At 69.7% G+C, this 22,016-nt stretch carries 22 protein-coding genes; 4 read left to right on the forward strand and 18 right to left on the reverse strand.

Going from position 1 to position 22,016, the window contains the following annotated elements:
- Nucleotides 1-132 precede the first annotated feature (132 nt).
- A complete protein-coding gene (locus V7E05_RS09580; protein ID WP_333619432.1) occupies nucleotides 133-672 on the reverse strand; it encodes a hypothetical protein in 540 nt (179 codons plus the stop codon).
- Nucleotides 673-1,048: 376 nt separating this feature from the next.
- On the reverse strand, nucleotides 1,049-2,305 hold the full coding sequence (locus tag V7E05_RS09585) for a hypothetical protein (protein WP_333619433.1): 1,257 nt from the start codon (nucleotides 2,303-2,305) through the stop codon (nucleotides 1,049-1,051).
- A 386-nt stretch (nucleotides 2,306-2,691) separates the two neighbouring features.
- Between V7E05_RS09585 and V7E05_RS09590 the strand changes: the two genes are divergently transcribed.
- Nucleotides 2,692-3,768 (forward strand): hypothetical protein, encoded by a 1,077-nt coding sequence (locus tag V7E05_RS09590; protein ID WP_333619434.1) that lies wholly within the window; start codon nucleotides 2,692-2,694, stop codon nucleotides 3,766-3,768.
- 59 nt (nucleotides 3,769-3,827) lie between these two features.
- Here the strand turns inward: V7E05_RS09590 and V7E05_RS09595 are convergent, their stop codons facing one another.
- From V7E05_RS09595 to V7E05_RS09610, 4 genes are all read right to left on the reverse strand, one after another.
- The gene (locus tag V7E05_RS09595; protein ID WP_333619435.1) at nucleotides 3,828-4,154 is read right to left on the reverse strand and encodes a DUF4229 domain-containing protein; all 327 of its coding nucleotides are present in this window, start codon (nucleotides 4,152-4,154) and stop codon (nucleotides 3,828-3,830) included.
- A 49-nt stretch (nucleotides 4,155-4,203) separates the two neighbouring features.
- On the reverse strand, nucleotides 4,204-4,830 hold the full coding sequence (locus V7E05_RS09600; RefSeq protein WP_333619436.1) for a dTDP-4-dehydrorhamnose 3,5-epimerase family protein: 627 nt from the start codon (nucleotides 4,828-4,830) through the stop codon (nucleotides 4,204-4,206).
- A gap of 4 nt (nucleotides 4,831-4,834) precedes the next feature.
- Entirely contained in the window at nucleotides 4,835-5,440 is a 606-nt protein-coding gene (locus tag V7E05_RS09605) for a hypothetical protein (protein ID WP_333619437.1), read from the reverse strand.
- Nucleotides 5,441-5,650: 210 nt separating this feature from the next.
- Entirely contained in the window at nucleotides 5,651-6,109 is a 459-nt protein-coding gene (locus V7E05_RS09610; RefSeq protein ID WP_333619438.1) for a MaoC family dehydratase, read from the reverse strand.
- A 203-nt stretch (nucleotides 6,110-6,312) separates the two neighbouring features.
- Between V7E05_RS09610 and V7E05_RS09615 the strand changes: the two genes are divergently transcribed.
- Nucleotides 6,313-7,167: an oxygenase MpaB family protein gene (locus tag V7E05_RS09615; protein ID WP_333619439.1), complete on the forward strand. Its 855-nt coding sequence runs from the start codon at nucleotides 6,313-6,315 to the stop codon at nucleotides 7,165-7,167.
- Between the two features lie 16 nt (nucleotides 7,168-7,183).
- On the opposite strand, the gene V7E05_RS09620 is transcribed toward V7E05_RS09615, so the two are convergent.
- The 7 genes from V7E05_RS09620 to V7E05_RS09650 form a co-directional block, all read right to left on the reverse strand.
- A complete protein-coding gene (locus V7E05_RS09620; RefSeq protein WP_333619440.1) occupies nucleotides 7,184-7,825 on the reverse strand; it encodes a YdcF family protein in 642 nt (213 codons plus the stop codon).
- On the reverse strand, nucleotides 7,822-8,802 hold the full coding sequence (gene rfbD / locus V7E05_RS09625; RefSeq protein ID WP_333619441.1) for a dTDP-4-dehydrorhamnose reductase: 981 nt from the start codon (nucleotides 8,800-8,802) through the stop codon (nucleotides 7,822-7,824). The genes V7E05_RS09620 and rfbD overlap by 4 nt, the downstream gene beginning before the upstream one ends.
- A 52-nt stretch (nucleotides 8,803-8,854) precedes the next feature.
- Nucleotides 8,855-9,736, reverse strand: coding sequence for a glucose-1-phosphate thymidylyltransferase RfbA (rfbA, locus tag V7E05_RS09630; protein ID WP_333619442.1), 882 nt, complete (start codon nucleotides 9,734-9,736; stop codon nucleotides 8,855-8,857).
- Nucleotides 9,733-10,743 (reverse strand): dTDP-glucose 4,6-dehydratase, encoded by a 1,011-nt coding sequence (gene rfbB / locus V7E05_RS09635; RefSeq protein WP_333619443.1) that lies wholly within the window; start codon nucleotides 10,741-10,743, stop codon nucleotides 9,733-9,735. The genes rfbA and rfbB overlap by 4 nt, the downstream gene beginning before the upstream one ends.
- Nucleotides 10,744-10,867: 124 nt before the next feature.
- Nucleotides 10,868-12,583: an acyl-CoA dehydrogenase family protein gene (locus tag V7E05_RS09640; protein ID WP_333619444.1), complete on the reverse strand. Its 1,716-nt coding sequence runs from the start codon at nucleotides 12,581-12,583 to the stop codon at nucleotides 10,868-10,870.
- Between the two features lie 40 nt (nucleotides 12,584-12,623).
- Nucleotides 12,624-13,508 carry a 3'(2'),5'-bisphosphate nucleotidase CysQ gene (locus V7E05_RS09645; RefSeq protein ID WP_333619445.1) on the reverse strand — a complete coding sequence of 295 codons (885 nt, stop codon included), beginning with the start codon at nucleotides 13,506-13,508 and terminating at the stop codon, nucleotides 12,624-12,626.
- A 120-nt stretch (nucleotides 13,509-13,628) separates the two neighbouring features.
- Complete coding sequence (locus V7E05_RS09650; protein ID WP_333619446.1) at nucleotides 13,629-14,309, reverse strand: hypothetical protein; 681 nt, start codon at nucleotides 14,307-14,309, stop codon at nucleotides 13,629-13,631.
- A gap of 209 nt (nucleotides 14,310-14,518) precedes the next feature.
- On the opposite strand from V7E05_RS09650, the gene V7E05_RS09655 reads away from it, so the two are divergent.
- The gene (locus V7E05_RS09655; RefSeq protein ID WP_333619447.1) at nucleotides 14,519-15,370 is read left to right on the forward strand and encodes a hypothetical protein; all 852 of its coding nucleotides are present in this window, start codon (nucleotides 14,519-14,521) and stop codon (nucleotides 15,368-15,370) included.
- Here V7E05_RS09655 and V7E05_RS09660 read toward each other — a convergent pair.
- The 3 genes from V7E05_RS09660 to V7E05_RS09670 form a co-directional block, all read right to left on the reverse strand.
- The gene (locus V7E05_RS09660; RefSeq protein ID WP_333619448.1) at nucleotides 15,342-16,547 is read right to left on the reverse strand and encodes an acyl-CoA dehydrogenase family protein; all 1,206 of its coding nucleotides are present in this window, start codon (nucleotides 16,545-16,547) and stop codon (nucleotides 15,342-15,344) included. The two genes, V7E05_RS09655 and V7E05_RS09660, sit on opposite strands and share 29 nt — an antisense overlap.
- Nucleotides 16,548-16,649: 102 nt before the next feature.
- Nucleotides 16,650-17,453, reverse strand: coding sequence for an SDR family NAD(P)-dependent oxidoreductase (locus tag V7E05_RS09665; protein ID WP_333619449.1), 804 nt, complete (start codon nucleotides 17,451-17,453; stop codon nucleotides 16,650-16,652).
- A 55-nt stretch (nucleotides 17,454-17,508) separates the two neighbouring features.
- Nucleotides 17,509-18,537, reverse strand: a complete 1,029-nt coding sequence (locus V7E05_RS09670) for a phosphotransferase family protein (RefSeq protein WP_333619450.1) — start codon at nucleotides 18,535-18,537, stop codon at nucleotides 17,509-17,511.
- 206 nt (nucleotides 18,538-18,743) lie between these two features.
- Here V7E05_RS09670 and V7E05_RS09675 point away from each other — a divergent pair, with 206 nt between their 5' ends.
- Nucleotides 18,744-19,403, forward strand: a complete 660-nt coding sequence (locus V7E05_RS09675; protein WP_333619451.1) for a TetR/AcrR family transcriptional regulator — start codon at nucleotides 18,744-18,746, stop codon at nucleotides 19,401-19,403.
- A 21-nt stretch (nucleotides 19,404-19,424) separates the two neighbouring features.
- On the opposite strand, the gene V7E05_RS09680 is transcribed toward V7E05_RS09675, so the two are convergent.
- A complete protein-coding gene (locus V7E05_RS09680; protein WP_333619452.1) occupies nucleotides 19,425-20,414 on the reverse strand; it encodes a sulfite exporter TauE/SafE family protein in 990 nt (329 codons plus the stop codon).
- Between the two features lie 10 nt (nucleotides 20,415-20,424).
- The coding region (gene cysC, locus V7E05_RS09685; protein ID WP_333619453.1) for an adenylyl-sulfate kinase at nucleotides 20,425-22,016 on the reverse strand (1,592 nt) is incomplete at its 5' end.

Genomic DNA, 22,016 nt, shown 5'->3' on the forward strand with positions numbered 1-22,016 from the left:
CACCAACCCCATTAACTCGAGCTGAATCCCGAAACGACAAACGCCGCCCCACCCGTCCAAACGGGTGGGGCGGCGTCCGCACCTCGGCGAGAAACAGCCGATAAAAAGCACCGGTCGAGCCGGCGCAGGGGACTACTCGCCGGCGTCGGCGGTGGTCGTGGGTTCCGTCGTGGTGGGAACGGACGACGAGACGGCCGCCGAACCGGAGTCGAGCAAGCTCGAGGCGGTGTCGGCACCCTGGTCCTCGGCCTCGGTGGTGGTCGTGGCGGCGGAGGTCTCCTCCGTCGTCTCGGGGGCGTCGACCATCTTGCCGCCGAAGATCACGGTGCAGAGGGGGCCCTCGAGCGAACCGGCGCCGAGGTCCGAGACCTCAAAGCCTGCGGCCGCGAGCGGATTCTCGACCTCGTCGAGCCCGGAGGTGAGGGAACCGGTGACCGAGGACGGGAGGGAGAGGCCGAGGTACGGGAGGATCGCGTCGAGGGAGCCACCGAGGCCCGGGAGCTCGCACTTCTGATCGGCGCCGGGGAGGACGCTCTGGGCCGAACCGGCTTGCTCGCCCGTGCCGGAGGTGGGGAGCTCGGCCGACTGGGCGGCGGCGAGGGGGGCCGCACCGAGGGCGACGGCGGCGGAGGCTGCGGCGACGAGGCCGGCGCGGCGGAGGGTGATGCGCATGTGGCGGTCCTTTCGGATGTCTCTGGAGTGTCTCGATCTGTCCCATTCGGCACCTCGAAAGGGATGTGAGGCGCTGCCGAATGCTGAGGCCAGACTATTCCCAGCTGAGGGCTAGCCAAAAACAATGAGAGGACCATCACCCGACGCCGGCTCGCACAAGGACGCGCAAAACTAGATTTTTCAGACACTTACGGCACGACGGCGCCTTTGAGCTGCAACAACGCCGCACGACACTATGGAGTGAACCAAGATTAATTCTTGGTGAATGGAAGGTGCCCGCGCCAACTCCTCCCGGCGCGGGCACACCATATGGTGATGCCCTCCGCCCCACACCGAAGTGTGTGCGGAGGGCACCTGAACCGAAAGCAGCGGGCGATTAGTTCCCGGTCTTCGCCATGATCGTCTGGGCCAGCTGGAAGAGCTGGGCGAGCTGAGCCGTATCGACCCCGTTCGCGGCGCCGGTGGTGGCGCCCGTCGCGGCACCGTCCGTCGCCGCTCCGCCGCGGGCGGTTGCGGCACCCTGCTGGAGGCCCTGCTGAATCTCGGGCGCGTTGTCGATGACAGAACCGGCCGCCTGCCCCAGGTCGCATGCGGAGCCGCCGCCCGCCGAAGCGGAATCGAGCATGGTCGGCAGGAGCGAGCCGAGCACCGAGGAGATGATCGAGGTGATCATCCCGGACTCGTTGCCCTCGCCCACGATGCTCGGGAGGAGCTTCTCGAGGCCGGCGGTGAGGTCGGTGGTATCGCAGGTCGCGCCGGTGCCGGTGCCGGTGCCGGCATCGGCGCCCGAGTTGCCGCTGTCGCGCTTGCCCAGCGAGCCGGTGAGGAGGTCGCCACCCTTCATCCCGTCGACGAGGGAGCCGGGGGCGGCACCGGGATCGTTGAGGTCGATCTTGGTGCCCTTGTCGCCCGTGGCGGTCGTAGACGGCGTCGAAGCCGAGGGGCTGCTGGTTCCGCTCTCGCCCTTCGCCTGCGATTCGCCGGTGCCGGTGGGCACCTCGGAGGTCGTGGTCTCCGAGTCGCCGCTCGTGGTCGTCGTGCCGGCGCTGGTCTCGGTGCCGGACTCGGACGTCTTGTCCGCCGAGGTCGTCTCCGAATTCGACTCGTCGCCGGACTTCTCCGTGCCGGTCTCGTCCGCACCGGTCGCCTCCGCGCCCGACTCCTCGGTCGTCGTTGCGGGGGCCTCGGTGCCCGTCGCGCTCTTGCCATCGGCGGCATTGACGCGGATCTCGACCTCTTCCTTGGTGGTCTCACCCTTAGCGGTGGTCACCTCGACGCCGACGTTGAAGAGTCCGTCGCGAGTAGGCGTACCGACAATCTTCCAGTCCTCCTGCTTGAGGCCGTCGGGCAGCCCGGAGAGCTTGAGGGTGGTCCCCTCGGGGATCGTCTTGCCGCTCTTCTTCTCGACGAGCTCCTTGAGGTCGATCTCGACCGGCTCCCCCTTGATGAGGCCGGGAGCCTGTGCGGCACCCCCGGTGCCTGCATCGGCCTGGACCAGGCCGATCTCCCCGGAGGAGCGATCCCCGGTCGAATTGTCCGAGGTGGCGACGAATCCGACGCCGGCGACGAGCGCGACCGAGGCGGCCGCGCCCACGAGGGCAGTGCTGAGACGGGTGGTGCTTCGACCGCGCATGTGCGTTCCTTTTCGACTTCGAGGTATTCGAGTGGCTCCTCGGCGCCGCGGCGCCCGAACTGAGCGCAACATTAGTCACAGAAGTCTCATTTGTCATCAATCTCCCCATGGGTCGCTCAAGTTCTTCCAGCAACATCGGTTCCGAATGCCCGATGGGAATGCGGGATTCGCCGTCATGGGCAAAAGAAGGAGGGGCCGGCAGGCGGCGAGGCTCGCCGCATAGTCGCGCCACGAGTAACGGGAGTAGAGTGACGAACGACAATCATGTCGACAGCACGCCGAAACCCGCAGCTCCAGGCCACGGTTGGCCAAATACTCGCCGGGCAAGGGGCGGTGTTAGGTCACGTCGGGTGGACCATTCGTTTCAAACTTGCAACAATATCGTTATGAACTTTCGTCGGATCCTGCTCTCCAGCGCTGCACTCGGCTCTGCCGCGGTGTTCGCTGCTGCGTGCTCGAATTCCGACAACGTGGTGCTGACGATCCCGACGAGCGATTCTGCGGAGACCGGCCAGCAGACCACCGATGCCGGATCCACCACCCAGCCCCGCAAGGACGGCCGCTACATCGCGCGCTGCGCCACCGAGGCGGAGGGAGATGGATACGCCGGTCAGACCGATTTCACCGACGGCTCGGTGGACTTTTCGGACTACTGCCTGCAGCGCTACTACAGCGGCGTGCAGCCGGCGCCGGGAGCGGTGTTCGTCGAATCCGATTCCGGAAAGTCCAAGCCCCAGGAGTCGTCGACCAGCCCGACGCCCGACGCCGGCATGCAGACCGCGCAGCGCGTGCCCGATGGCAGCCAGCTCCTCGCCGAGGGCGGAGGAAACCGCTCCACCGGGATGGGCAACGGCAACACCTCGGGCACCACCGGCGGACTCGGCCAGAACCCCCAGCCCACGGACAACTTCGGGGCAGCCAACGCGGGCTCGCCGACGCACGATGGCACGGGCGACCAGAACGGCAATGGCCAGGTCGGAAACCAGCCGGGCAACGGCCAGGATGGCAACGGCGAGAACGGCAATCAGCCGGGCAATGGTCAGGGCGGTACCGGCGGTACCACCACCGAGCCAAGTACCGGCGGCACTACCACGGAGCCGGGCAACGGCGGCACCACGACGCAGCCGACAACCCCGGGCCAGCCGAGCGAGAACGGCGGAGAGGGCGGCACCACGACTACGCAGCCGACCTCCCCGTCGCAGCCCATCACGGTTCCCACCGCGCCGATCACGCCGATCTACCCGGACACCGAGCCGCCGACGGCGTCCCCGATGCCGACCGGCTCCGCCGATGGTTCGCCTGCGGAGGAGCCCGCGCAGGCCTCGCCGAGCGGCGTCGGAGAGACTCCCGCCCAGGACATCACCGGCACGGAGGCTCCGGAGACGCGACCGGCGCCGATCTCCTCGCAGGTTCCCACGGACCCGCGCTCTTCGCTCGAGGCGCTGTTCCCGAACGCGAACTAGCCCCGACGCGATCCAACGCCGCGCGGCCCGGATTCACGGGCCGACTTCGGGCCTTTCGGCTACTCCGACATCCGCTTGCGGAGGTTTTCCTTCTTGGTGCGGCGCGTCTCGTCGACGGTCGCGATGTCCTCGTTGATCCGCCGAGTCCAGCCCCGCAGCACGAACATCGAGATGGGCAGCGCGAGGACGATGGCGATGAGCGCGGCGACGAGGAGCGGCACCGGGCTGCCGAGCACGAGGTAGCCGATCCCTTCGATGATCGCGATGAGCACGAGCACGATCGCGATGCGCGCGAGGGTGAAGAGCACGAGGTTCCCGGCAAGGCGCCCCTTCGGGGACTCCCCCGCCGCGTTTCCGGACACGTGCTCATTTCGGTTCTCGCTCATGCCGCCAAGAATACGTGCGCCGAGGTCCGCAAGGAATTCCGGGGCGCGGCTACCCTCTCCCGCCGGGCAGGTACGTACGGCAGTCCTCCCACCGCGGTAGCGCCCCGGCGGATTCGAGCTCCGCGAGGCTGGGCGCCTCCCGGTCCTTCTCGCTGAGCACGTAGTCGAGCACCGTGCCGTCGAGCGCCATCGCCGGCCAGTCGACGCCGATCGTCTCGTCGAACGGCGAGATCCCGTGCTCGGCGCCCGGCGTGTAAGGACTCGAGACCAGATAGGACACGGCGCAGGCCGGCTCGAGCGCGAGGAACCCGTGCGCCAGCCCCTCCGCCACGTACACCGAGTTCCGGCGCACCGAGTCGAGGGTCACCGCCACGTGGTCCCCGAAGGTCGGCGAGCCGGTCCGGATGTCGACGATCACGTCGAGGACCGTGCCCGTGACGGCGGAGACCACCTTCGCCTGGCCCACGGGGACATCGGCGAAATGGAGCCCGCGCAGCGCGCCCTCGGAAGATACCGAGAGGTTCGCCTGGGCCACGTGGAAGTCGATCCCGATGGCGGCCTCGAGCTCCGGGGCGGAGAACGCCTCGAGGAAAATGCCGCGGTCGTCGTCGAAGATCCGTGGGAAGAGCTCCCAGGCGCCGGGAATGTGGAGGTCGGTGGTTTCGATCCGCGCCATGCCGCTAGCCCCGCATTGCGGTGATGAGCTGCGGGAGCGTCCACTCCCCGATGCGCACGGATTCCAGCGCGGACTCGTGGTGGTCCTCGGAGCCCTCGAAGGTGGTGGCCACGGCCTGGAACACGTACGTGGTGTCGCCGGAATTCCAGCCGGCGAGCATTGAGGAGGTCTTCGTCTCGCCGACCTCCGCGTTGTAGCGGCCCGCGAGGTAGCGGTAGACGACGGGCGTCCTCGGCTCGCCGGAGCTCTGCGCCTCCGTGTCCGATTCGCCCGCGAGGTCCTCCTCCGTGGTCCAGCCCTGCAGCGCCGCGGAGGTGTCGACGACGAGGTCCACGAACTCGGCCGGGTCCGCCGCGGGCGTGACCGCGGAGACGAGCACCATGAGGTTCGGCGTGACCGGCTGCGACTTGCCGTCGATCGTGATCTCCCGCGCCCCTTCGGGGTACGCGAGGATCCGCTGCTGCTCGGTCTCGAGCGGGGCGCCGACGGGCTGCCACGGCGAGACGGGGTCGATCGAGATCGGCGAACCCGCGACCGTGTCGACCGCGACGCGGTCGAGGGTGCGGCCGGTGTTCTGGAGGAACTCCTGCAGTGATGTCATGCTCGTCATGCCCACGAGGCTAATCGAGCCGCGCCGGGCGAGTGCACGGACCCGCACCGAAGCCCTCGTGCAGCCTGGTCGCCGGGGCCCTCGAGGAGGGCCGGAGTAACACCCGATACACCGCAGGCGCGGACCCCGAGGGGGATCCGCGCCTTCGCCGTCATACGAGATGCTCGTTCGTCCCGAGCCGTGCGGGAGGAACGGGCAACCGAGCCGGGACTACTGAGCCGGGACCATGACCATGATCGACTCGGCGACGCACGCGGGGCGCTCGCCGCCCTCGATCTCGATGGTGACGGTTGAGGTGAGCTGGTAGCCCGAGGACTTCTTCTCGAGGGAATCGAGCTTGACGCTGCCGCGGACCTTCGAACCGACGGGCACGACCGAGGGGAAGCGCACCTTGCCGAGGCCGTAGTTGATGAGCATCGCCATGCCGTTGACGGTGTACACCTCCCAGCCGATGCGCGGGATGAGGGAGAGTGTGAGGAAGCCGTGGACAATGGTCTGGCCGAAGGGGCCGTCCTTGGCCTTCTCGGGATCGACGTGGATCCACTGGTGATCGCCGGTGGCGTCCGCGAACTTGTTGACGTCCTCCTGCGTGATCTCGATCCAGTCGGAGGTGCCGAGCTCCTCGCCCAGGGCAGCCTCAATCTCTTCGATCCCGTTGAACTCGCGCATGTGTACTCCTTCCGGGGAACGGGCCGACGGGCCCGCTCGAAACGACGTGTCGTGTAGCGCCCACGCTACCGGTGCACGCTACAAAGGAGTCCGTGGGTCGTGTCGACCCGCCATTTACCCGAGCAGAACCGGGGTGGATTACTCTCGGGCCGGAACAATCGCAGGGCGAGGTAAGACATTGGGTATTCAACGGGGTATTCAGCGTGCGTGATGGCATGGACGAGCGGGCAGCCGAGCGCGGCGCCCCGTTCGCGGCGAACGCGGACGCTCCCGAGGTGCCCGTCCGGCTCGTGCCGGGGCGCCGCTGGTTCCCCAAGGGCCACCCCGCCCGCAGGCTCCACGCGGACCCGTCGGCACTGGTCGGTGAGCTCTCCGGCCTCCTCCTACGCATCCTCGACCCACGCTGCGCCGCGGTCGTCGAGGCGTCCGGATTTTCCGACGACCCCTGGGGCGCGGTGCAGGCGTCCGCGCAGCTCCACCACGTGATCGTCAACGGCCCCATCGACGATGGCGTCGTCGCGATCTCCCGCGATTTCGACCTCCGCGCCGATGCCGTGGGCTACGACGAGACCGGCTCGTACTACTGGGGCGCGGACCGCGACATCCTCGCGTGGGCGCACCAGTCGCGCCTGTGGGCCGTGCTCGGCGCGAACCGCTCGCACTCCACGCGGCCGCTGGACCTGGGCGAGGCCGAGGCGGCCGTCGCCGACTGGGCGCCGGTCGCGCGGCTCGCCGGGGTCTGCGAGCCCGCGACCACCCTGCTCGACCTCAACTCGTTCATGCGCTCGCGCGTCCACGGGCTCCGCACCACCGCGCTCGCCCGCGCCTACGCGCAGATCCTCCTCGCCGAGACCGATCCCGAGCTCGCGCAGATCTCGCTCGCCGCGCTCTCCACGCTTCCGTCTTCCGTGCGCCGCCACTTCGGCGCCGAGTGCATGATCGCCGCGCGGACCGGCCGGGCGAGCCTGTCTGGGGTGCACCACAACCCGTTCGAATGGGACGTGCCCGCGCCGATCGCCGCGCCGTCCGCGATGCGCGAGATGCTGCGCAGGGCGTAGCTTCCCACGGTTCGCGCTAGCAGGGGCCGCCCTGCACGGCGGCCTTGGCGAAGCCCGCGGCCTCCCGCGCGACGTGGATGGGCAGCCGCGGCACGTCCACCGAGTCGATCGCGACGACGCGCACCTCGACGTCCGCGCCTCCCCTCCCGGCCCCGGCGAGGCAGCGCCGGAAGTACGCGCCGGCCCGCGCGGCGTGGGGCCTATTTGTGACGACGGAGATCCGCGTCCACCCGACCCCACGGCTCTCGGCTTCCTCCGCCGCTCCGCGGATGTACTCGGCCTCCCCCGCCGTGGTGTGCGGGACGGGCTCGAAGCACGTGGCATTCGGCAGCCGACACAGCGCCGTCGCCTTGGGTTCCTCCGCGCCCAGCGGGTTCGAGACGAACAGGCGCGGCGCGATGCCTGATGCGAAGAGCTCGCGGGCGAGCGCGTGGCGGCCGTCGTCGGCGCCTGCGAGGAGCACGATTACGTCGGACGGTGTGGGCTCGGAGCGGTGGCGAGCGGAGAGGAACCACGCGCCGAGGCCGACCCACGCGAGAACCACGACCAGCGCCAGCGCGGAAAGGCTCGCCGCCCAGCGGCGGACTCGGTGGCGGTTGCCGCTGCGGGCGCTGCCGCCTGCGGCGCCGCCGTGCGGTGAGCCGCGCCGGCCACTCATCGCGCGGCGAGGAAGGCCCGGCGCATCGCGTCCCGCCAGCCGGGGAGCGCAGGCAGGCCCGCCCGCCGCCACTCGTCGCCGGACAGAACCGAGAACGGCGGCCGCGGCGCGGGGCGCGGGAAATCCTCGGTGCCCACGGGGCGCACCCGCTCGCGGTCCGCGCCGGCGAGCGCGAACACCTCGGCGGCCACGTCGAACCACGTCGCCCGGCCCGCCCCGGCCGCATTGAATACGGCCCCCTCGAGAGCGCCGTCCCCGTCGGCGAGGCGCAGCGCGGCGGCGAGCAGGCCGTCGGCGAGATCGCCGGCGAACGTGGGGCTCCCCCACTGGTCCGAGACCACGTCGACCGTCTCGCGCTCGGCCTCCAGCCGCAGCATCGTGGCCACGAAATCGCTCCCCGCCAGGCCCAGCGCACCCCGCGCGGGTCCGGTGTACACCCACGCCGTGCGGACGATCGCGGCGCCCGGGTGCGCCGTTCGCACCGCTTTCTCGCCCTCCCATTTGCTCCGCGCGTAGACGCCGGCGGTCCCTGCCGGCAGTCCGGAGAGATCGAACTCCTCGGGGGGCGTCGCCGCGAGCGCCGGCGCGAAGCCGGGCTCGGCGATCTCTCCCGCGACCGCGCCCGACACGTAGTCCGTGGACACGTGTAGCAGCGGGATCGACTCGGCGGCGCACGCCGCGGCGAGGTTCCGGGCGCCCTCTACGTTGATAGAGAACGCGGCGGCCTCTCCTTCGCCGCCGTCCTCCGCGGCGTCGACGGCGGTGTGTGCGGCGGCGTTGATCACGGCGGAGGGGCGCCGCTCGCGCAGGGCGGCGAGGACCACTGCGGGATCGCGCAGGTCGAGGTCCGCGCGCCCCGGGGCGAGGACCTCGCACACCGGCGCCCGGCCCCGAGCCGAGAGCCACCGGCCGAGCTGACCGTGCCCGCCCGCGACGAGAATGCGGCGGCCTGGGAGACGCGGCGAGTCCGCCGTCATAGGAGATGGAGCGCCAGAGCCGGGCGGCGACCCCGGCCCGCCCGCGCGGCCTCTATCCACCGATCTCCCGCTCTCTGGCAAGGAGATCTCGCAGGTAGGCGCCGTATCCGGACTTGAGCTGCGGCTCGGCGGCTCGATCGAGCGCCTCGTCGTCGATAAAGCCCATGCGCCACGCGACCTCCTCCGGCGCGCCGATCTTGAGCCCCTGGCGCTCCTCGATGGTGCGCACGTAGTTGCCCGCGTCGAGCAGCGAGGTGTGCGTGCCGGTGTCGAGCCACGCCGTGCCGCGCGGCAGTACCTCGACCGCGAGCCGGCCCTGCGACAGGTACTCCTGGTTGACGTCGGAGATCTCGTATTCCCCGCGCGCCGAGGGGCGCAGCCCGCGCGCGATCTCCACGACGTCGGCGCTATAGAAGTAGAGGCCGGGTACGGCGAAGTTCGAGCGCGGACGCTCCGGCTTCTCCTCGATGGAGGTCGCCTTGCCCTCGGAGTCGAAATCGATGACCCCGTAGTCGGAGGGATTGGCGACCCGGTAGGCGAAGACGGCGCCGCCGTCGACGTCGGCGAAGCGGCGCAACTGCGTGCCCATGCGGGGGCCGTAGAAGATGTTGTCCCCGAGGACGAGCGCGACCGGCTCGAAGCCGATGTGCTCGGCGCCGAGCACGAAGGCCTGCGCGAGCCCGTCCGGCCGCTCCTGGGTGCGGTAGGTGAGCGAAATGCCGAACTGCGAGCCGTCGCCGAGGAGCCGCTCGAACTGCAGCCGGTCGTCCGGGGCGCAGATCACGAGGATGTCCCGGATGCCCGCGAGCATGAGCGTGGTGAGCGGGTAGTAGATCATCGGCTTGTCGAACACCGGCATGAGCTGCTTGGACACGGCCGCGGTGAGCGGGCGCAGACGCGAGCCGGAGCCGCCGGCGAGAATGATGCCTCTCATCGCTCGAGCACCTCCTCGATCTTCGCGTATTTCTCCTCGACGACGCCCTTGGACGGCTCCCACCATTCCCGGTGCTTGCGGTACCAGTCCACGGTCTGCTCGAGGCCCGCGCGGAGGTCGGTGTACCGCGGCTCCCAGCCGAGCTCGGCCTGCAGCTTGCCCGCGTCGATCGCGTACCGCCGGTCGTGCCCGGGGCGGTCGGTGACGAAATCGACGGCGTCCGGATCGTGGCCCATGATCTCGCAGAGGAGCCGGACGATCTCGCGGTTCGAGGCCTCCCCGTCGGCGCCGACGAGGTAGGTCTCGCCCAGGCGGCCGCGCTCGAGTATCGCCCACACCGCCTCGTTGTGGTCGTCGACGTGGATCCAGTCGCGAACGTTGTCGCCGGTCCCGTAGAGGCGCGGACGTCCGCCGTCATCCAGGGTGGTGATCTGGCGGGGGATGAACTTCTCCACGTGCTGGCGCGGACCGTAGTTGTTCGAGCAATTCGAGAGGGTCGCGCGCAGCCCGTACGTGCGGATCCACGCGCGGACGAGCATGTCGGCGCCGGCTTTGCTCGCCGAATAAGGGCTCGACGGGTGGTACGGCGTCGCCTCGATGAAGCGCTCCGGGGTGCCGAGCGGCAGGTCGCCGTAGACCTCGTCGGTGGAGATGTGATGGAAACGGATGTCGTGACGGCGCGCGGCCTCGAGCAGCTCGAACGTGCCTCGGATGTTCGTGTCGATGAATGGGCTGGGTCCGGCGATCGAGTTGTCGTTGTGGCTCTCCGCGGCGAAGTGCACGATCGCGTCGTCCGGCCCGAAGTCCGCGAGCAGCTCGTCGAGGAGCGCGGCATCGGCGATGTCGCCGCGGACGATCGTGGCCGCCGCCCCCTCGAGGCTCGCCTCGTTGGCGGCGTAGGTGAAGGCGTCGACGACCGTGATTCGTGCGTCCGGACGCGTCCGCTCCGTGAGGTGGACGAAGTTCGAGCCGATGAACCCGGCGCCGCCGGTGACGAGAAGACGCATGGTTACAGGGTAGTGGGTGGGTGCGGCGCCGGGCCCGGGCCAGGTTCTCGTCGAGATCCAGCCCAGGCTGGATTTGGCTTGAGCTCGGAGTGCCGGCCGAGCAAGATCCGCAACCTGGTGCCCGCTAGGCCCGAGCGGCGAGCTCATCCACCGCGACACCGCGCGGCAGCGCGCCGTACTCGAGACCCCGATCGGCCCCGAGCCGCGCGAGGCAGAACGACTCGGCGACCTCCGCCGGCGCCGAGCGCAGGAGCACCGCGCCCTGCAGCCCGAGCGCGAGCGCCTCGACGAGCGGCCTCGCGCCGGCCGCGGCCCCCGCGGGATCGCGCCGCGCCTCGGCGAGGCGGGCGCGGATCGTCTCGAGATGCGCGTCGAAATCACTGTTGACGCCGGACTGCGCCGCCAGCTCCGCCTCGAAGGCCTCCGCCGATTCCGGTTCGCGCGCGAGCGCGCGGAGCACGTCGAGTGCGATCACGTTGCCCGAGCCCTCCCACACGGCGAGCACCGGCTGCTCCCTGTAGCGCCGGGCGAGAGGGAAGCCCTCGGTGTAGCCGTTCCCGCCCAGGCATTCCAGGGACTCGTAGGCGTGGTTCGGTCCGCGCTTGCAGATCCAGTACTTCGACACCGCCGTCGCCAGCCGACGGAACGCGGCGCGGTCCGGATCGTCGTGCGCGGCGGCGAGCGCCAGCGCCGTCCACGTCGCGGCCTCGGACTCGAGCTGCAGGTCCGCGAGCACTCCGCGCATCGCGGGCTGGTCGACGAGCCGGGCGCCGAACACCGAACGGTGCCGTGCGTGCCACACAGCCTCGGCGACGCCCTGCCGCATCCCGGCCGCCGCCCCGATCACGCAGTCGAGACGGGTGCGCCCGACCATTTCGATGATCGTCCGCACACCGCGGCCCGGTTCGCCCACACGCCAGGCCAGCGCGCCGTCGAACTCGACCTCGCTCGAGGCGTTCGATTTGTTGCCCAGCTTGTCCTTGAGCCGCTGGATCTCGAAGGCGTTGCGCTCGCCGCCGGGGAGGACCCGCGGCAGCCAGAAGCACGTGATCCCCTCGGGGGCGCGGGCGAGAACGAGGAAGGCATCGGACTGCGGCGCCGAGCAGAACCACTTGTGCCCGCGCAGCGCATAGACCCCCTCCCCGGCCCCGGGGACGGGCTCGGCGGTCGTGGTGTTCGCGCGGACGTCGGAGCCACCCTGCTTCTCGGTCATCGCCATGCCCACGATCAGCCCGTCCTTCGACGCGGGATCGCGCAGCTCGGGATCGTAGGAGGTGGACAGGAGCTTCGGCTCCCACTGCGCGGCGAGCGTCGGCTCGAGGCGCAGCGAAGGGACGATTGCGTGGGTCATCGACACCGGGCAGCTGTGCCCGGCCTCGATCTGGCCCACGAGGTAGAAGCCAGCGGCGCGCTGCGCGTTCGCGCCCGGGCCGGGTGCTGCCCACGCGCTCGTGTGGAGCCCCTCGCCGATCGAGAAGCCCATGATCCGGTGATAGGCCGGGTGGAACTCGACCTCGTCCACCCGGTTGCCCCAGCGGTCGAACGGGTGGTGCACGGGCGTCTGGGTGTTCGCGGTCTCGGCGTCGTGCTGGTACTCGGCCGTACCCACGTGGCGGCCGATTCGGCCCAATTTCCCCAGGTCGGCGCCGGGAGTGAACTCTGCGACGGCCTCGCGGAGCGCGACATTCTCGGCGAACTCGTCGATGCCCTCGCGCGGCGAAGACTGGTTGAGCACCTCGTGGGTGCGTCCCCGGCGAAGCGGGCGCAGCCTGCCGTCGCCCTCGTCGTCCGCGCCGTCCGCGTGGGCTGCCCTGTCCCTCGGCTCGAGATCAATGCTCATCGCCGTCCTCCTGTCGTTCGGCTCGTCCGGCTCATCCAGCTCATTTGGCGCGGGCCTCCGCAATCGCGGCGAGCAGATCGTCCGCGATCTCCGGCCGGCAGATCACCAGGTCCGGGAGGTACGTGTCCGCAACGTTGTATTCGAGCGGCGAGCCGTCGATCCTGCACGCGACGAGCCCGTGCGCGAGCGCCACGCCCGCGGGCGCCGCCGAGTCCCACTGGAATTGCCCTCCGGCGTGCACGTACGCCTCGGCCTCCCCGCGGACCACGGCCATCGCCTTCGCCCCCGCGGAGCCGAGTGCGTGGAGGGAACCGCCCATGCGCCTGACGGCGGACGGCAGGAATCGCGGTGGACGCGAACCGGAGGCAAGGATGCGGGGACGTGCGTCGTCACCGGCTTGGGGCAGCAGGGCCGGTGCACCCGGACCACCACCCGCGCCTGCGGCAGGGGCGAGCGGCTGGGATTCCCCGGCGAACGAAGTGGCGCCGCCCGTGCCGATAACGGTGCCCAGCGCGGGGAGCGAGACTGCCGAGACGTCGAGGTTCGCGCGCGCCGGGTCGCCGTCGCGGAACCACAGCGCGACGTGCACAGCCCAGTCTGCGCGCCCCGGGCTCGAGAACTCGCGGGTGCCGTCGACCGGATCGATGATCCACACGCGCTCGGCGGTGGAGCGAGCCGAGATGTCCGGGGATTCCTCGCTGAGCACGGCGTCGCCGGGGCGCAGCTCGGCCAGCCGGCCGAGAACGAACGCGTCGGAGCGGCTGTCGCCGAGATCGCCGAGCGCGCGCCCCTGGGCCTCACCCGATTCGCGGACGTCGAGGAGCAGCCAACCCGCCTCGACGGCGAGCTGCTCGGCGAGCGCCTGGTCTTCCTCGCGGGAGAACTGTGGACCGGCGTCGCTCGATGCTGCATTCGTGGTGCTCATGGGCCCATCCTAGTCCACGGGCCTTCGGGCGCCGGCGCGGTTCGGGACCGGTTCGGCGGGCGGTCGGGCCCCGCTAGGCAGGCAGTCGGCGAGCAGCCTGCCGCCGGTCGGGGCGCCGCTTCAGCGAAGCCGAGGGACGTTCGTCCGGTACGCGCCCACGCGCATCGGGACGATGCCCCAGATGATCGCGGCGCCGATGAGCAGGAGGATGACCTCGGGGATCGAATGCCACAGCGGCATAGTGAGCAGCAGGATCACGGCCCACAGTGCGACCACAACGAAGAGCAGTTGGAATAGCTGCGCCGGATTGTTGACCGCCGCGTGGAGGATCATCATCACCGCCCCTGCCACGAGGACGAGCACGCCGAGCACGATGCCGCGCACCGTGTAGTCGAGCGGATCTCCGAGCGTGAGGTACTCGCCGTTCACGGCATCGGACAGCCGCGTGGCGAGGAGGTCGAAGACCCAGACGATCATCCCGTAGAGCACGCCGGCGACGATCGCGACGATCACGAGCTCGATCCACAGCGACGAGAGGTTGAACAGCTCGGAGAGCGAGGCCGTCCGGCGCTCGCGCGGGGCGCGCTCCGGCTCGCGGTACGGCTGCTCGTAGTTCTGTGCGGAACTCTGGCCGTAGCCCTGGCTCTGTCCGTAGTTCTGGCCGTAGCCCTGCGAGTATTCCTGGCCCTGCCCATAGCTCTGCGGGTAACCCTGCCCCTGCGCGTCGGCTGCGCGGAACTCGCGCGTGGGATCGGCGCCGTCGCTCCACGCGCGGTACTGGTCGTCATTCGGCCTCGACATTTCGGTCCCCTAGCTTGGTTGTCCGGCTCTTCGCGGGTGGCGTCCCGTCGCGCGCTCGGCAAGAGTCGCAGCGCCGGGCGCCGGCTGAGTCTTTCTTCCTTCCTTATCCCACCCGCGCCCCCGCAATAGCAACTCCCACGCATCCTTCTCATCCCTTTCCGTCCTCGTTCTCAGCAGGCGTTGTCGCGGGATCGCTACTTTTGGGGACTATGCGCATTCTCATCGCCGATGGCATCGACACAGCCGCGGAACAGTCGGGGGTCACCGTGCAGGCCGCCCGCACGCTCTCGCGGCTCACGGGCGCGTCCGCCGAGTGGGTCGACTGGCCCGCGGCGATGGTCGGGGTCGGAGGCTCGGGCTCGTGGGTGGAGAACGCCGCGCAGGGGCTCGGCGATCTGCGTCGGCGCATCTCGCTGGATGACGGCGGACTGATTCTCATCTCCTATTCCGGCGGCAATCGCATCGTCCACGACCTGTTGAACCAGGCGGCCACCTCGGGCGACGCCGCCCTGCTCGCGCGGGTCCGCGCCGTGGGTTTCGTCTCCGATCCGTGGCGCCCGCGCGGGGAGTTTGTCCCGGACACGGTCGATCCCGGCGGCTGGGGCCTCTGCGGCGAGGACCATGGGCCGATTCCCGAGCGCTCGGTGTGGTGCGCCGCCGAGGGCGATGCGGCGACCGCCGCCGAGCCCGATGCCATGCTGCGCACGGCCGCGGATATCGGAACCAACATGGACGAAAAGCGCCTGCGCGGGGCTTTCGAGGGCGTCCGCCGTCATCTTTCGGAGGAGTCCTTCCAGCTACAGGGGCTCTACGACGGCAACCCGGTGCGGTGGCTGCGCGAGCTGTTCGACCGCGGCCTGCAGCTGCGCGGCGACGTCGACAGGTACTACGGCGGCTGGCATACCGAGCACTACACGCGGCCATATGCGCACGGGCACTCGCTGGTCGAGCGGATGTGCGCGCGTCTCGCCGAGCTCTCCGGCGAGCCGGGGAACGGTAGCGAACCGGAGGCCGGCGGCGAGGCGCGCGGGATCAGCCCACGTACGGCGGCGTCTTCTTGAGCTCGCCGCGCGCGACGGTCGCGCGGTGGACGGCGTCGGGCCCGTCGACGATCCGGAGGACGCGCGCCCACGCGTAGAAGTAAGCGAGGACGTTGTCGTCGGAGACGCCGGAGCCACCGAAGACCTCGATCGCCCGGTCGATCACCGCGCACGCGACCTGCGGCGCGATGACCTTGATCGCCGAGATCTCGAAGCGTGCGTCCTTCGCCCCGTACTGGTCGATCATCCACGCGCAGTGGAGGACCTGGAGGCGCGCCTGGTCGATCTCTATGCGCGAGTTCGCGATGAGCTCACGCACGACGCCCTGATCGGCGAGGGGCTTGCCGAAGGCATCACGATTCTTGGCGCGGTCGACCATGAGCGCGAGCGCGCGCTCCGCCATGCCGATGGCGCGCATCGCGTGGTGGATGCGGCCCGGTCCGAGCCGGGCCTGGGCGATGGCGAAGCCAGCGCCCTCCCCGCCGAGCAGGTTCTCGGCCGGCACTCGGACGTTGTCGAAGACGAGTTCGGAGTGGCCGTGCTGGTCCTGGTAGCCGAAGATCGGCAGGTGCCGCGCGATGGTCAGCCCCGGGGTGTCGCGCGGGACGAGCACCATGGACTGCTGCCGGTGCGTCGGCGCGTCCGGGTCCGTGCGGCCCATGACGATGAAGATCTCGCAGCGCTCGTCGGCGACGCCGGTGATCCACCACTTGCGGCCGTTGATGACGTACTCGTCGCCGTCGCGGGTGATCGAGGTCTGGATGTTCGTCGCATCCGAGGAGGCGATCGCGGGCTCGGTCATCGCGTAGGCCGAGCGCAGCGTCCCGTTCTTGAGCGGCTCGAGCCAGCGTTCCTGCTGCTCCGGAGTGCCGAACTTCTCGAGGGTCTCCATGTTGCCTGTATCGGGCGCCTGGCAGTTGATCGCCTCGGGCGCGAGGACCGGCGACCATCCCGAGATCTCCGCGACGGGCGCGTATTCAAGGTTCGACACCCCCGACCATGCGGGAAGGAAGAGGTTCCACAGGCCGCGCCGGCGTGCCTCCTCCTTGAGCTCCTCCATGATCGGTGGATGCGCGTGCTCCCCGTGCTCTGCCAGGTAGGCCGTCCATTCCGCCTCCGCGGGGAACACCTTCTCCAGCATGAACTCCCACATCGACTCGGTGAGTTCCGCCGTCTTAGGGCTCGGTGAGAAATCCATCTCAGATCCTTCCTCTTGCTCTCTTGCTCCGGTTGCCGTACTTGCTCTCTACTTCTGTCTATGACGGCGGAGGCCGCGCCTCCCCCTTGCTGTGTCTGCGCTCTAGTTGAGCGTGAGCCCGCCGTCGACGACGATCTTCGATCCCGTGACGAACGCCGAAGCGTCGGAAGCGAGGAACACGACGGCGGCGTCGAGCTCGTGCTGGAGGCCGAGTCGCCCGAGGGCGGAGCGGCTCACGATCCGATCGACGATGTCGGTGGGGATCTCGTCGGTCATCTCCGAGCGGAAATAGCCGGGGCACAGCGAGTTGACCCGGATCCCGCGGCGCGATCCCCACTGGGCGGCGAGGTCGCGGGTGAGCCCGATGACGGCGCTCTTGGTTGCCGTGTACGCGGCCTGCGGGACGAAGCCGGCGGTGAGTCCGAGGACGCTCGCGACGTTGACGATGCTCGAGCCCGGTTCCATGACGGCCGCGGATTCTTTCGCCATCCAGTACGCCCCGTTGAGGTTGACGTCGACGACCGAGCGGAACTGCTCGGGCTTCTCCTTGAGCGCGGGAACGGCCGTGCCGAGGCCGGCGTTGTTGATGAGAACGTCGAGGCGTCCGTGGCGCTCGATGGTGTGCGCGACGGCGTTCGCGCAGGCCTCGGGGTCCACGACATCGCACGCGACGGTGGACACCGTCGCGCCCCGGGCGCCGAGCTCCTCGGCGAGCGCCTCGAGCCGTTCGGCGCGGCGTGCGGCCAGAACGGCTGTCGCGCCGGCCGACGTCAGAGCACGGGCGAAGCCCGCTCCGAGCCCGGAGGAAGCGCCGGTGATGAGCACGACCTTCCCTTCCATCGAGAAGCGCTCGAGGATCGGGGTGGGGTTGCCGGAGGTGTCTCCTGTGCGGGGGTCGATCGACATGTTGGTCCTTTTCTTCGACTTCTATAGAGGATGTGTCGCAGCTGAGGCCCGGGCACTAGAGGAACGAGCGCCCGAGGTCGACGAGTTCGTGGAGCTGCTCCGCGAAATCGCCGAAGGCCTGTCCCGCCATGTCGCCGGCAGCGGCGCGTGTACCCACGCCCTGCGCGATGGCGGCGAACTTGAACACGGAGAACGCGAGATACCAGTCGAGGTGGTCGATCTCGGTACCGGTGCGCTCGGCGTAGCGCTGCGCGAAGTGATCGGCTCCCGGCCAGCCGGCGCCCCTGGTGATGCCCGGCACGAGCGGGATCTCGGGCCACTGCGGATCGCCCCAGTAGAGAAGCGAGAGTGCGAGGTCTGCGGACGGGTCTCCGAGCGTGGAGAGCTCCCAGTCGAGGACCGCGCGGATCGTGCCCGGATCCTCGCGCGCGAAAATCGAGTTGTCCATACGGAAGTCGCCGTGGGTGATGCGCACCGCCTGCTCGGCGGGCATCGAGGCGGCGAGGGAGTCGTGGAGGGTGCGCATGTTCGGGTCGGCGAACTGCTCCGCGGACTTCTCCGACTGGCCGAGCCACCGGCGGAGCTGGCGCTCGAGGTAGCCGCTGCGTTTGCCGAGCTCACCGAGACCGACCGCGTCCGGGTCGACGGAATGGATTTCGGCGAGAGTACTCGCCAGGGCGTCGGCCATCGCCGTCTTCTGCTCGCCGCTCTCCGCGTAACCCTCGGGGAGGGCGTCGCGGATCACGAGGCCGTCGACTTTCTCCATCACGTAGTAGGGAACGCCGATATCGTCCCCGCTCTCGTCGAGCAACACGATCGGCGCGACGGGGACCGTCGAGTCTGCGAGGGCACGCTGGATCTTGGCCTCTCTCGCCATGTCGTGGGCGCTGGGGAGGAGCTTTCCCGTCGGCGGCCGGCGGAGGATCATCTCGCCCGCCGCGCTGCGCAGGTCGAAGGTGAGATTCGATTTCCCACCCGCGATGAGGCTCGCGGAGAAGTCCCGCCAGGCCTCCTCGCCCGTGGCCTCGGCGAGCCGTGCGCCGACTACGGCGACGTCGATGAGCTCGGTGTCGGTTGTCGACATGTTGCGCTGTCCCTTCGTGGTCGTTCATTCTGGGAAGACCTACCGAACGATCGCTCGGTAGCTAAAGTGTGTCGTGCGCCACTCCTCAAGTCAAGCACGGGTCACTTCGTCGAGGCGGGTTTTCGGGACCGAGAATTGTGGACGCGGGAGTGAGAGCGACTGCGTATGTTGCGTATGAATCGGCTGTCGGCACGTGAGGGGATGAAATGCGGAACGATCCACAAGGGACGGCGCATGATTCGTCGACTGCCAAGGAACCACCGGGCCGCTGGAGGGAGTTCTCCGACGACCGGCTCGACGCCTCCTTGCGCGCCGCGCTGGAGCTATTCGCGGCGCACGGCTACCACGGCACCTCGATCCGCATGATCGCCGACGCGGCCGGACTCTCGGTCCCGGGCCTCTACCACCACTACCCGTCGAAGAATGCGCTGCTCGAGACACTGGTCACGCGCGCGATGGGCGAGCTTCTCGAACACAGCAGGGTCGCCGCGGCAGAGGCCGGGGGCTCCCCCACCGCCCGCTTCGACAACATTGTCGAGGCGCTGTGCCTGTTCCACATGTCCCGCCGGCGGCAGGCCTTCGTCGCCTCGACCGAGATGCGCAGCATGCCCGCCGAGCTCCGCAAGTCCCACGTCCGCTCCCGCGATATCGAGCAGTCGATGCTCGCCGATGCCATAGCCGACGGGGTCGCCGAGGGGACGTTCGATTGCGCGTCCCCGCAGCACGCTGCCCGGGCGATCTCGTCGCTGTGCGTCTCGATCGCGAGCTGGTACCGGAGCGATGGGCCACTCTCTCCCGAGCAGATCGTCGACCAGTACCTCGGCTACTGCCGTCGCATTGCCGGAGCCGATCACGGTGCCGATTAGGTACCGGAACGGCGGGAACGGCTAGATCACAAAGTCGGGGTCCGGGCCGTCGCTCTCGCCGCCGCGCCCGCCCGGGACTCCGGTCTCCGCCCGGCCGTGATGATCCGCGCCCCTGGGGTGCACGGCGGGAAAGGCGTCATGCCCGGTGAGATGCCGGATCCAGCCCCACACCAGCGGCCCGAGGAGCACGGCCCCAGCGGCGAGTATCCCGAGGGCTGCGGCCGGCGCGCCGAGCATCGCGATGCCCGTGAGAGCGAGCACGATCGCGATGGAGCGGCGGATCAGCCCGGACGGGATCATCGGGGCGAGGCGCGCGCCGAAGAACGTGCCGATGGTGCCGCCGACGAGCAGCGGCCACACGAGTGACCACTGGATCCCGGTCGTCGTGACGTGGCCGATGGCGGCTGCGATCACGAGCGGCACCGCCTGGACGAGGTCCGTCCCCACGAGGCGCAGCGGCGCCAGCGTCGGGTACAGCAGCATGATGCACATCATGATGAGCGTGCCGGAGCCCACGGAGGTCACCCCGACCATCACGCCGCCGATGATCCCCACGAGGAGCGTGGGCACGATCCGCGTCGGTGGGTCCTCGTCGCTGCCCGAGGAGATTTTCCCCCGCAGCTCGAGGAACGCCCTGAGGATATAGGCGGAGGAGGCGATGAGAAGGGTCACGCCGATCGCCGACTTGAGCAGGCCTTGGATGTCGTCGACGCCCAATTCGTGGACGAGCCACGCGCCGAAATACGCCGAGGGCACGGAGCCGAGGATCAGCCAGAAGGCGATCTTCATGTTCGGCTTGCCGCGGCGCCAGTGGACGGTGGCGCCCACGACCTTGTTCGCCGCATTGACCACGAGGTCGTTCGCGACCGCCGTGGTCGGCGGGATCCCGAGGAGCACGAGCGCCGGCGTCATGAGGGCGCCGCCGCCCATGCCCGTCAGCCCGATGACCACACCGATTGCCAGGCTGACGAGCAGGAGGACGGGCGCCTGGCTCCCCAGGATCTCGATCAACGTCGACTACCTAGATCACGGTCGAGGAGTCCGAGCCGAAGAGGCGCTGCACGATGAGAGCCGCCGCCTCCTCCGCCGTTCCGTCCTCGGGGGTGATCCGCAGGTCCGCGTTCTCCGGAGCCTCGTAGGGAGAGGAGACACCGGTGAAGTTCTCGATCTCGCCCGCGCGGGCCTTCGCGTACATGCCTTTGGGATCGCGGTTCTCGCACTCCTCGATCGGGGTGTCGACGAAGACCTCGATGAACTCGACGCCGACCCGGTCGTGGGCTGCGCGGGCGAGCTCCCGCTGCGCGCGCATCGGCGAGATGAGCGCGCAGATCGCCACGACACCGGCATCGGTGAGCAGCGCCGCGACCTCTGCCGTGCGCCGCACGTTCTCGTCGCGATCGGCCTCGGAGAACCCGAGGTCCGAATTGAGCCCGTGGCGGAGGTTGTCGCCGTCGAGGATGTAGGCGTTGAGCCCGGCAGCGACGAGCGCCTTCTCGAGCTCCACCGCGATCGAGCTCTTGCCCGACCCCGAGAGCCCGGTGAACCAGATGGTGCGGCGAACGACGTCGGAGCCGAAGGCGGCGGCACGGTCCGCGGAGGACACCGCGCCGGCGTGCCACACGACGCCCGATTCGCTCGTGCCCGGGCCCTCGATCATGCCCGCGCCGACGGTGTTGCCCGTGACCTCGTCGATGAGGATGAACGCGCCGGTCGTGCGATTCTCGCGGTACGGGTCGTACATGAGCGGAGCCTGCGAGCGGATCGTCACCTGCCCGATCTCGTTGAGCGCGAGCTGATCGGCGGCGTGGTCCTTGGCCAGGGTGTTGACGTCGAGGCGGAAGTCGAGCGCGGTGACCACGGCGCGGGTCTCGCGCGTGGTCTGCTTGAGGTGGAAGCTGCGGCCCGACTGGAGCACGTCCTCGTCGGCGAACCAGCACACCGTGGCCTCGAACTCGGTACCGCGGCGCGGCTGCGCCCCGGCGCGCGCGATCATTTCGCCGCGCACAATGTCGATCTCGTCGTCGAGGGCGAGGGTGATCGCCGATCCGGCCCGCGCCGATTCGAGCTCTCGCCCGCCCGGGGCCCAGATCTTCGTGACGACGGACTTCTGCCCGCGGGGGAGGACGACGATCTCGTCTCCCACGTTCACCTCGCCGCCGGCGATGGTGCCGGCAAAGGAGCGGTGATCGAAGCCGTCAGACCGCTGCGGGCGGATCACGTACTGCACGGGGAACCGGACGTCGGTGAGGTTCCGGTCCGAGGCGATGTGCACGTTCTCGAGATGGTCGAGCAACGCCGGGCCCGTGTACCAGGGCATGGCGTCCGAGCGGTCCACCACATTGTCGCCCCTGAGCGCCGAGAGCGGCACGAAGGTGACGTCGTGGACCTCGAGCTTGGCGGCGAAGTCGGTGAACTCGGTGCGGATGGCCTCGAAGGTGGCCTCGTCGTAGTCCACCAGGTCCATCTTGTTCACGGCCACGACCAGGCGCGGAATGCCCAGGAGTGCGGACAGGAACGCGTGGCGGCGGGTCTGCTCGAGCACACCCTTGCGGGCGTCGACGAGGATGATCGCCACGTCGGCCGTCGAGGCACCGGTGACCATGTTGCGCGTGT

This window comes from Dietzia sp. (genome assembly GCF_036741115.1).
Taxonomy (GTDB): Bacteria; Actinomycetota; Actinomycetes; order Mycobacteriales; family Mycobacteriaceae; genus Dietzia.